The organism is Arthrobacter celericrescens, from assembly GCF_003614925.1.
Lineage (GTDB): Bacteria > Actinomycetota > Actinomycetes > Actinomycetales > Micrococcaceae > Arthrobacter > Arthrobacter celericrescens.
The window spans coordinates 22190-32122 of record NZ_QYLP01000080.1 but is presented as its reverse complement, the minus strand read 5'-3'; the positions used below and the strand labels follow the sequence as shown (position 1 = coordinate 32122).

Below are 9933 nucleotides of genomic sequence, written 5' to 3'. Positions count from 1 at the left end.
GTCTTCCCAGCATTCGAAGATGTTCGGGCAGCCGGCTTCCTCGCACACGGTGTGCAGGCCTTCCTGCTTCACGAGGTTCTTCAGGCCTACGAACTCGGGCCCCATCTGGACCTTGGCCTTGATCCACTCGGGCTTGCGTTCGACCGGAACCGCTTTGTTGCGCTGCTCAACACGCAGCAACTTACGGCCTTCAGGTGCGGGGTTACTCAGGTGCAGGCTCATAGGGAGCTCCAGGACTCAGGTGGCGCGGGGACGCCACATTGATGTGGTTCCTCCCCGCTCTGTATTGGACCTGAGAGATTCCGCGCCACCCGCAGCTGCGGGGGTTCGCTTGCCCCGTCGGTGAGCCCGGGCTGTGGGTTCAGCCGGACTGCTTTCCAGAGGTGCCTTGCCGCGGCGGTACGTGGGCCTGAGAGATTCCCGGGGAGGGTTTGCTCCTACGGCGCCCGCTGAATGTACCGGCAGGACTCTCCCGCCGCAGATCATAAGCGCGTGCCGCCATGGGGCGGCACGCTTCACAGGGTACCGGCCCGTGGCGGACGTGGGCAAAGTCCGGTGGGCAATTCAGGCCGCCACTCACCGGGGTCGCGGGAGCGCTGCGGGCTCGCTGAAGCGTTCCGGCGACCCTGCAGCATTCCGGCGAGTTCGACGTCGGACCGGCGCGGCTCAGCCCGCGTTCCGTCGGAACTCGGCCAGCAACTCGGGGTTCTCGCACGCCCGGGCGAAGGCCTCGATCCGGCGTTCGATTTCCCGGCCGAGCAGCCAGCCGCCGATCCGCTCCGCGAGCGGCTTCAGGAAAGCCGGCCGGCAGGAAAAGGTGTATTTCCACACGGCGCGGGTGCCGCCGTCGTCGGGCGTGAAGCGCCAGCCGCCGCCGAAGTTTTCGAAGAACCACGGCCCGGACACCATGGTCATGCCCACGTTCCGGGGCGGCGCGTAGGAGACGTACTCGCTCACCATGCGCAGGCCCATCCGGGACACCGTGCGGGTGCGGACGCCCTTGCCGGCTGCCGTGGCGCCGTCCGCGAAGGACTGGGCGGAAATGAACGGATCCCACTTCAGGCGGAAGGCGCCGGTGGTCTGGGACATGGCAAAGGCCGTCCCGGGGTCTAGCCGGATGAACCGTTCCGCGCGCACCTGGGGCACGGCTCAGACCTTGCGGTAGCAGAGGTCGAAGATCATCCGGCCGGCCTCGTGCGCCTTGGTCTCGAAGCTGGTGCGGATGCGGCCGTCGAAGCGCGGGGCCCAGCCGCCCACGTGGTCCACGCCTTCGTTGGGGCCCGTGTGCTCGGTGCTGACCGGCGCGCGGCCTTCCTTGACGGGCGCGCCGCCCACCACGGATTCGACGCCGGATTCCCAGACCTTGGTGAGCGGGCTCTCGGGACCGGAGCGTTCGCCGTGGTGCAGGTTTTCGAAGTCCTGCGACTCCGCCACGACGTTCCGGACGTGGACGGCGTAGTTGGACCAGTCGGTGGCGACCCGCCAGAGGCCGCCCGGCTCGAGGACGCGGGCTACGAGCTTGGCGAACTCCGGCTGGATCAGCCGGCGCTTGTGGTGCCGGGACTTGTGCCAGGGGTCGGGGAAGAAGACCCAGACCTCGCTGACGGAACCGGCCGGGAGCATGGTGGCCAGGACCTCGGGGGCGTTGGCTTCCACCACGCGCACGTTGCTGAGGCCCCGGCTGGCGATCTTGATCAGGGTGTTCGCCAGGCCGGGGGTGTAGACCTCGACGGCGAGGAAGTCCTTGTCCGGGTTCTCCTCCGCGGCGTGGCAGACGGCCTCGCCCAAACCCGAGCCGATTTCAACCACCAGGGGGGCCTTGCGGCCGAACTCGGCCTCGGCGTCGAACACGTAATCAGGGTGCACGGAGGTGTTGGCGACATGCCGCGGCACGTCGAGCACCCAGCGGTCCGCATGCTCGTCCCAGGCCTGCTGCCGGCGGCCCTGCAGGCGCGTGCCGCGACGGACGAAGCTGACCGGGCGTCCGCCGTAGGTGCCGAAGGAGGCCTGGCTGCCGGGGGTGACGGGACGCGGCATCGGGGACTGTGCGGCGGGCTGCGGGGACTGCGGAATTTCGGGGGTGCTCATCCCTTTCAGGATAGCGGGGCGCCAGGGGAGCGGGCCGCCGGCGCCCGGCCTCGGGAGTGGCCCCGCCGGAGTTTCAGCGGAGCGGGTTGCTTCACGGGAGGGCGCGGGCGGCGAGGGCCTTCTTGAAAGACCCGGCCGAGGCCTTGCTGCTGTTGATCCGCCAGTCCGTTTCCTTGAGGAGATGGAACCAGATGAAGGCCTCCACGTCCGGCTGCGCGTCGAGGTAGGGGATCGCGTCCCGGATCCAGTTCGGCTTCGACCCGCCGAGTTCGCTCGAGGCCGTTTCGGAGATGATGATCCGCTTCCCGGTGCCGAGCGCCCGCAATGCGTCGAGCCCGGGTGCGAAGACCTGCGACGGAGTCTTCCAGGCGGACCAGCCCTGGCTGGTACCGAAGTTGTAGGAGTCCAGGGCGAGCTGGTCCACCACGTCGGAGCCGGGGTAGACGGAGGAAAGGGGCACGGAACCGAAATAGGGATCGTTCACCGACCACATCCACTGCGGACGGGCACCGTTGACGGTGAATACGGTGTGCACGCGGCGCCACGCCGCGATGTAGTCCTCGGCCGTGGTGCCGTTGACGCCGGGGCACCACGGGTACCAGTCGCCGTTCATTTCGTGGGCGAAGCGGATGGTCACCTGGTTTCCGAAAGGTGCCAGGGCCGTGGCCCAGGAGCGGAGGTAGCTGTCGAAATATCCGGCGGCGATCCTGGCCGGCGAATAGCCCGGCTGCTGGAGGCCGCCACTCGTGACCCAGGGTTCCCAGGTGATCACCGGCCGGGCGCCGCGGTTGAGGCACGCCTGCACTTCGGCCACCGGCGCCTGCTGCTGGAAGTCCTTGTAGAGCAGGATCAGCCGCGGTGCCTCTCCGGCCAGCCGGGTCACCTCGTTCAGCCCGGCCGCATCCAGGGGACCGCCCGGTGTCGCGACGCCAAAGGCAAGCTGCGGGGCCGCCGCCGAGGCATGGCCGGCCGTGGCCGCGGCGAGCCCGACGGCGCCCACGACACCCAAGGCTGCCCGCCGGGTCACAGGGCGTGAAACGTCCGGGAACATGGGGCCTCCAGCCTGTGACTGTGGAAAGGGGGAGCGGTGTGAACAGCGTTACTGGTGGGAATACTGTAGGGCCGCGGCGTGAACGACGGAAGAGCGGCGTGTAAATTGCGGAGCGTGATACGGAACGCCGAGAACTCCGAATTCCTGGTCGACGCCGAGATCGACGAGGTCCCCGCCGCGGCGCCCACGCGGGTCTCCACAAGGAGGGGGCTCGTGTATCTCGGCGCCTGCCTGGTGCTGATCGGCCTCAACCTGCGCACCGTGTTCTCCAGTTTCTCGGCGGTGCTTCCGGAGATTACCGCCGACGCCGGCCTGCCGGGGTGGGCGGTGGTGGTGCTCACCACGGTGCCGGTCACCCTCCTGGGCGTCTTCGCGCCGCTGGCTCCCCTGCTGGCCCGCCGTTTCGGCGCCGAACGGGTGCTGCTGGGCGCCATGGCGGTCCTGACGGCGGGCCTCCTGCTGCGCCCGCTGGACCTCCCGGGCGCTGGTCACGTGCCCGCCCTGCTGACCGGCACCGCGGCCTGCGGTGCCGCGATTGCCCTGTGCAACGTGCTGTTGCCCGGCGTGGTGAAGCGTGATTTCCCGCACCGGCTCGGCCTCATGGGCGGCCTCTACACGACGGCGATCTGCGCCTCCGCCGCGCTCGGTGCCGGCTTCACCTATCCGGTGTTCCACGCCGCCGGCCACTGGACCGCGGCGCTCTGGTTCTGGGCGCTGCCGGCCGCCGTCGTGCTGTTACTGTTCCTGCCGCTGGCGCTCCGCCAGCCCGCCGTCCGGCACCAGCTGCAGGTGGAAGGCGTGAACGTGTGGCGATCCGCCGTCGCCTGGCAGGTGACGGTCTTCATGGTGCTGCAGGCCATGATGTCCTTCAGCGTGTTTGCCTGGCTGGCGCCGATCCTGCGGGAGCGGGGGATCGACGGCGGCACGGCCGGGCTGATCGTGTCCGTCTCGATTGCGCTGCAGATGCTTGGTTCGCTGTTCGCCCCGGGGATTGCCGCGCGCTTCGCGGACCAGCGGGCGATCAATGTGCTGGTGGCGTTGATGACCGGCGGTGGCTTTGCGCTGAGCATCTTCGGGCCGGTGGACCTCGTGTGGCTGTGGACCGGGCTTCTGGGCCTGGGGCAGGGCAGCCTCACCGCCGTGGCCCTGACGATGATCATGCTGCGCACCCGCGAGGCGCACACGGCCGCGCACCTGTCCGGGATGATGCAGGGCGTCGGCTACGGGTTGGGGTCCACGGGCACGTTGCTGGTGGGCCAGCTGCACCAGGCAACGGACGGTTTCGCGGCGGCCGGTGTGCTGTTCCTCGTGGTCGGGGCGCTGGCGGCGGTATTCGGCTACCGCGCCGGCCGGGACCGGTACGTGGAGGGCTGAGGCTGCGTTACAGTGCGTGGCGGAAGACCCAGAGGTCCTTGTCGTCGCCGCCGTCGAAACTCCAGTCCCGCTCCGGAACCCGGCGGAATCCCAGGGATTCGTAGAGCCGGTGCGCCGGCGCCATCCAGGCACCGCTGGTGATGGCCACGGCCTCCACGCCGTCGAGCGAACGGGCGTGGTCCAGGATCCGCTCCACGATCCGGCGGCCGACGCCGAGGCCCTGCGCCGCCGGGTCCACGGCCAGCATGCGGAACTCGAGTTCGCCGTCGAGCGCCACCTCGGTGTATTTCCGGCCCGGGTGGGTGAGCATCACCGAACCCACGGCGCGGCTGCCGGATTCGGCGATCCACAGCTCGGCATGGCCCGCCCGCTGCTCCACGTCGCCGAGGATGGCCAGGTAGGGGTGGTCCTCGGTGACGTGCCCGGCGTCGAGGTAGGCGGCGAGAGTGATGCGCCGGATCTCGGGGAAGTCGCTTGCTTCCGCCTTCCTGATGCGGAGGGCGGTGTTTGTATCCGCAACCGTCACGCGGACGCAACCCCGACATAGGACTCCAGCCGCTCGAGCTCCGGCTGCGAGGAATGCTGCCCGACGGCGTCGGCCCCTACCGCGTTGGCGGCCGCGAGTGCCTGCTCATCGGACAGGCCGTTGCGCAGGCCCAGCACGAAAGCGGCGCAGAAGGCGTCGCCGGCGCCGATCGTGTTCACCACGGTGGCGCGGCGCCCCGCTGCCCGGGCCACTTCCTTGCCGTCCCGGAACAGGGCCGAGCCGTCCTTGCCGTAGGTCACGGCGACCATCCGGGCGTTCGCCAGTTCGGGGATGAGCTCGTATTCGGTTTCGTTGACGATCACCAGGTCGCAGCGCTGCACCAGCTCCGCGGGCAGGGACTGCGCCGGGGCGGCGTTGAGGGCGAAGAAGCCCGGGTGCCGGCGGGACGCCTCGACGACGACGTCCAGTCCCACCTCGAGCTGGCAGAGGAGCGTCTCGTCCTCGGCGAAGGCGACGCCGTCCAGGGATACCTCGCCGTTCGCGCCCGGGCACACGACGATCTGGTTCTCGCCAGCGCTGTCGACGACGATCAGCGCGGTTCCGGTGGGAGTGCTGCGGTGCGCGACGTCGGACACGTCCACGCCCGCGGCGGTGAGGGCCTCGAGCATTTCGCGGCCAGCGTCGTCGTCACCGACGGCGCCGATCATCCGGGCGGAGCCGTCCAGACGGGCTGCTGCGGCGGCCTGGTTGGCGCCCTTGCCGCCCGGCTGCCTGCTCAGCGCGCCGCCGCCGATGGTTTCGCCCGCCGTCGGGAGTCGCTCAGCGGTGGCAATGAGGTCAAGGTTGATGCTGCCGAGCACGGTGAGGGCGCGGTGGCGCGGCAGTAGGGGGTTCGAGGAAGTCATGGAGGACAGTGTAGTCATTTTCACACTTAAATGTTGTACTTGTTCGTAATACGTGCTTGTATAACAACTCGAATCCACCGAGGGTTCCCGTCATCCCCAACCCGACGAACCACACCCGACGAACAAGGGAGTTTGTTGTGATTTCCTCACCCGCCAACGCGCCCGCTCCGCAGGGCGCCGCGCAAGATGCCTCGCAGGACGCCGCCGTCGAACTGCCCGGCGCGCGCCGGCCCAAGGCCGCCATCCTCATCACCACGCTCCTGCTGGGCGTGCTGTCCTTCCAGCTCAACGCCAGCATGGTGACCCCGGCGCTGCCGCAGATCGGCGCGCACTTCGGCGCCGACGCCGGAGCCGTGGCCCAGGTGCAGTCCATGTTCTTCCTGGCCGGTGCCATCTCCGGCCCCATCATGGGCCGCTGGAGCGACTTCATCGGCCGCCGCCGCGCGCTCCTGCTGGTCCTCGGCGTCATGGCCGTGGGCACCGTGCTCTGCCTGGCCGCGCCCAGCCTGACCCTCCTGGTGATCGGCCGCTTCCTCCAGGGCGTCTCCAGCGCCATCTTCGCGCTCGCCTACATCGTGCTCCGCGAGAACCTCGACGCCCGCGCCTTCGGAACGTCGGTGGGCATCATCGCCGCGGTCAACGGCGGCGTGGCCGGCTTCGACGGCTATGCCGGCGGACTGATGACCGAGGCCTTCGGCTTCCAGTCGATCTTCCTCGTGGTGCTGGCCCTCGCCGCGATCGCGGCCGTGTGCATCATCCGCATCGTCCCCGGCGGCAAGCCGGCGGGGGCTGGGGGTACCGGCGGAAGCATGGACTGGTGGGGTGCGGCCTTCCTCTCGGTCTTCCTGGTCTGCCTGAGCTACTTTGTCAGCACCGGATCCTCCGCCGGCTGGACCTCCGTCCCCGCGCTTGCCCTGCTGGCCGGGACCGTGGCCGCGTTCATCGCCTTCTGCGCCGCGGAAAAGCGCCGCAGCTCCCCTCTGATCGCCGTGCACCACCTGCGCTCCCGCCAGGTTTGGACCGTCATCGCCACCACCGTGCTCACGCTCGCCGGCATCTTCGCCATCATGAACTTCACCGTGGTGCTGCTCAGCCAGGACGGCAAGAGCGGCTTCGGCCTCGGCGCCTCGCTCTCGGCCCTGCTCTTCCTGACCCCTGCCGCCCTGATCGGCGTCTTCGCGGCCCCGCTGGCCGGCTGGCTCACGGGCCGGGTTGGCTGGATCAGGACCCTGCGCATCGGCACCGCCCTGAGCCTGGCCTGTGCCGTGGCCGCCGCCTTATTCGCCGACAACCAGTGGGCCGTGCTGGCCGCCGTCGCAGCCCTCGGCATCTTCTACAACGGCTTCTTCCTCACTTCGATCAACGGCCTGTCCGTGCTCCTTTCGCCCAAGGAAGCCCCTGGCTCCCTGCCCGGCATCAACGGCGCCTCCTTCGGCACCGGGGCGAGCCTCGGCGTCGTCCTCGTGGCACCCTTCGCAGGGCTCGGCACCCAGGGCGGCTACGCCGTCGCGCTCTGGATTTCGGTGGGCATCACTGCGGCGGCCCTGCTGGTCAGCCTCCTGGTCCCCGCGCCCGACGCCGACGCCTAAGCCCGCACCCTTCCCAACAGAAAGCGATACCCAGACATGCTGCCCTTCTACCTGGACTGCGACACCGGAATCGACGACGCCCTTGCCCTGGCCTACCTGCTGGCCGCGCCGGAGGCCCGCCTGCTGGGCATCGGCACCGTCAGCGGCAATGTCGCGGCCGCCACCGGCGCCGTGAACACGCTTGACCTGCTGCGCCTGGCCGGCCGGCCGGAGATCCCGGTGGCCGTGGGGGCGCACGACTTCCAGGCCCGGGCGTTCGACGGCGGAGCGCCGCACGTGCATGGCGCCAACGGCATCGGCGAGGTGGCTCTGCCCAAGTCCGGCGCCGCACCGCTGGCCGAGACCGCCGCCGAAATGCTGGTCCGCCTCGCCCGCGAAAACGCCGGCGAACTGCGCGTGCTGGCCATCGGCCCGCTGACCAACATCGCTGAGGCGCTGCGCCTGGAACCGCGGCTGCCCGAACTGGTCGCCGAGATCACCATCATGGGCGGCGCCGCCATGGTTCCGGGCAACATCAGCCCGCTGGCCGAAGCCAACATCGGCAACGACCCCGAGGCAGCCCGCGAAGTCCTCGCCGCCCCGTGGAGCATCAAACTGGTGCCGCTGGACGTGACCATGAGCAACGTCCTGGAGGAGGAGCACCGCCTGGAACTGCTCGCCTCGGACAGCCCGCTGGCCCGGGCGCTGGGCGAGATGCTGGGCTACTACTACCGCTTCTACGAGGGCATCTTCGGCCGCGCCTGCTCCGCCATGCACGATCCCCTCGCCGCCGCTGTGGCCGTGGACGCCGTCGCGCTGCGCACCGCCCCGGTGGTCCATGTGGAGGTCGACGCCGGTAGTGGACCCGGCCGCGGGCAGACGGTCTGCGACCTGCGCGGCGTGCACCTGGGCTACCCGGAACAGCCCGGCGCCCACTGCCAGGTGGTCCTGGAACTCGAAGAGGACTTCGCCCCGCACCTGATGGCGGCGCTGCTGGCACCCGTGCCGGTGCCGGTGGAAGCTGGTGCGGTGGAGGCTGGTGCGGTGGCCGCCGGGGCCTGATCCTGAACCAAGCCCGGGGACATGTCCTCTCTGCGCGGCGAAGGATGGACATAACAGCAACATGTCCATCCTTCGTGGCCGGAGGTGGACATGTCCCTTTGCCGTTGGTGGACATGTCCGCTCTTGAATCCCCGGGGTGGACATGTCCGCTCTTGAATCCCGGGGGTGGACATGTCCGGTGGGGCATAATCTGGTGGATGGTCATGAACGCACCCTTGCGCGAGCTGGACGGGCTGGACCGGCGGATCGTCGGGGCCCTCCAGGTCAACGGCCGTGCCTCCTGGCGGCGCATCGCGGAGGTGCTGGGGGAGTCTTTCAGCACCGTGACCCGCCGCGGCATCGCCCTGCTGGAATCCGGCACTGTCCGGGTTGCCGGGCTCGTGACGCTCGGCCCCACCCACCTGGTGGAAGTCCAATGCGAACCGGCAAAGCTGACCGGCATCGCCGAGGAGCTGGCCAAGGACCCGGACGCCAACTTCCTCTACGCCCTCACCAGCCCCACCCGCCTGCTCTTCGAAGTCCAGGCCCGGCCCGGCCGGCTCTCCAGCCTGGTGCTGGAGGAACTTCCCGCACTCGACGGCGTCACGCAGGTCAACGCCTGGCCCATCATGGAGTACTTCCGCACCGTGGCCGAATGGCACCCCGGCCCCGTCACCGCCGAGGAAACCGCGGCCCTGCAGGACTTCCCCTCGCCGCTGTCCCGGCCGAGCGCCAGCGCCATCCTCGACGACGTCGACACCCGCCTCGTGCAGTTGCTCGTCGAGGACGGCCGCGTCCCCGTGGCCGACCTCGGCGACGCCGTGGGCCTGTCCGCCCCGGCCGTGCGGCGCCGCCTCAACGCCCTGTTCGAACAGGACACCCTCACGGTCCGGGCCATCGTCGAGCCCGCGGACATCGGTCTGCCCATCGAGGCCGTCATCTGGGTCCGTACGGCACCCACGGACGTCGTGGAGGTCGGCCGCCTCATCGGCAGGGAACCGGCCGTGCGGTACGCGGCCATGGCCCTCGGCGAATTCCAGATCATGGCCAACGTGACGCTCCCGAGCCTGAACGAGCTGCGCGCCTTCCTGCTCGAATCACCCTGGGCCGGGCGCGCCCTCGCCGTACGCAGTTCCCTCGTGGTCCGCGCGTACAAGCGCGGCGGCGTGCGCATGCCCGAACGACCCTGATTCGCCCCTGATTCTGCGCTGATCCGCGCCCTGCTGCGTCACGCCCGGCAGTTTTTCCGAGCCCCCGACGGCGCCCTGCCGCGCCTTTTCGCGGCCCGCTCCGCTGCCGCGCGCCCAAAGTCTGCCCCGCGTGACGCTGCAGTGCGCCCGTCGCCGCCGCAACGCCGCGCCCGCGCGCCAAAAGAAAACTCTCCCGAACCCTAGCCAAACGTGACACACACCACTATGG

The 9933-nt window shown here is 69.8% G+C and carries 9 protein-coding genes, 1 pseudogene and 2 riboswitches; of the genes and pseudogenes, 4 read left to right on the top strand and 6 right to left on the bottom strand.

Annotated elements, in window-relative coordinates:
• From D3654_RS13885 to D3654_RS13870, 4 genes and pseudogenes are all read right to left on the bottom strand, one after another.
• A pseudogene (locus D3654_RS13885) lies at window positions 1-222 on the bottom strand (lipoyl synthase); the annotation flags it as partial.
• A gap of 49 nt (window positions 223-271) precedes the next feature.
• Window positions 272-386: riboswitch (glycine riboswitch) on the bottom strand.
• 1 nt (window position 387) lies between these two features.
• A riboswitch (glycine riboswitch) is annotated at window positions 388-485 on the bottom strand.
• A 181-nt stretch (window positions 486-666) separates the two neighbouring features.
• Window positions 667-1146, bottom strand: a complete 480-nt coding sequence (locus D3654_RS13880; protein WP_120522075.1) for a type II toxin-antitoxin system RatA family toxin — start codon at window positions 1144-1146, stop codon at window positions 667-669.
• 3 nt (window positions 1147-1149) lie between these two features.
• Window positions 1150-2088 (bottom strand): tRNA (guanosine(46)-N7)-methyltransferase TrmB, encoded by a 939-nt coding sequence (gene trmB, locus D3654_RS13875; RefSeq protein WP_205571810.1) that lies wholly within the window; start codon window positions 2086-2088, stop codon window positions 1150-1152.
• 91 nt (window positions 2089-2179) lie between these two features.
• Entirely contained in the window at window positions 2180-3139 is a 960-nt protein-coding gene (locus tag D3654_RS13870) for a glycoside hydrolase family 26 protein (RefSeq protein WP_120522074.1), read from the bottom strand.
• A gap of 114 nt (window positions 3140-3253) precedes the next feature.
• On the opposite strand from D3654_RS13870, the gene D3654_RS13865 reads away from it, so the two are divergent.
• Window positions 3254-4513 carry an MFS transporter gene (locus D3654_RS13865; protein WP_245413239.1) on the top strand — a complete coding sequence of 420 codons (1260 nt, stop codon included), beginning with the start codon at window positions 3254-3256 and terminating at the stop codon, window positions 4511-4513.
• Window positions 4514-4520: 7 nt separating this feature from the next.
• Here the strand turns inward: D3654_RS13865 and D3654_RS13860 are convergent, their stop codons facing one another.
• Together D3654_RS13860 and D3654_RS13855 are read right to left on the bottom strand one after the other, a co-directional pair.
• Window positions 4521-5039, bottom strand: coding sequence for a GNAT family N-acetyltransferase (locus D3654_RS13860; RefSeq protein ID WP_120522072.1), 519 nt, complete (start codon window positions 5037-5039; stop codon window positions 4521-4523).
• Window positions 5036-5905 (bottom strand): ribokinase, encoded by an 870-nt coding sequence (locus D3654_RS13855; protein ID WP_245413238.1) that lies wholly within the window; start codon window positions 5903-5905, stop codon window positions 5036-5038. Before D3654_RS13855 ends, D3654_RS13860 begins: the two co-directional genes overlap by 4 nt.
• 137 nt (window positions 5906-6042) lie before the next feature.
• Here D3654_RS13855 and D3654_RS13850 point away from each other — a divergent pair, with 137 nt between their 5' ends.
• From D3654_RS13850 to D3654_RS13840, 3 genes are all read left to right on the top strand, one after another.
• The gene (locus tag D3654_RS13850) at window positions 6043-7494 is read left to right on the top strand and encodes an MFS transporter (protein WP_425359421.1); all 1452 of its coding nucleotides are present in this window, start codon (window positions 6043-6045) and stop codon (window positions 7492-7494) included.
• Window positions 7495-7530: 36 nt separating this feature from the next.
• Window positions 7531-8535, top strand: coding sequence for a nucleoside hydrolase (locus D3654_RS13845; RefSeq protein ID WP_120522070.1), 1005 nt, complete (start codon window positions 7531-7533; stop codon window positions 8533-8535).
• A 197-nt stretch (window positions 8536-8732) separates the two neighbouring features.
• Window positions 8733-9704, top strand: coding sequence for an Lrp/AsnC family transcriptional regulator (locus D3654_RS13840; protein ID WP_162943740.1), 972 nt, complete (start codon window positions 8733-8735; stop codon window positions 9702-9704).
• The last annotated feature ends 229 nt before the right edge of the window (window positions 9705-9933 follow it).

Excerpts from the sequence above, each read along its gene's own strand:
- trmB (WP_205571810.1), bottom strand. The coding sequence starts at position 2,088 with ATGAGCACCCCCGAAATTCCGCAGTCCCCGCAGCCCGCCGCACAGTCC.
- D3654_RS13870 (WP_120522074.1), bottom strand. The coding sequence starts at position 3,139 with ATGTTCCCGGACGTTTCACGCCCTGTGACCCGGCGGGCAGCCTTGGGT.
- D3654_RS13855 (WP_245413238.1), bottom strand. The coding sequence starts at position 5,905 with ATGACTTCCTCGAACCCCCTACTGCCGCGCCACCGCGCCCTCACCGTG.
- D3654_RS13845 (WP_120522070.1), top strand. The coding sequence starts at position 7,531 with ATGCTGCCCTTCTACCTGGACTGCGACACCGGAATCGACGACGCCCTT.
- D3654_RS13840 (WP_162943740.1), top strand. The coding sequence starts at position 8,733 with ATGGTCATGAACGCACCCTTGCGCGAGCTGGACGGGCTGGACCGGCGG.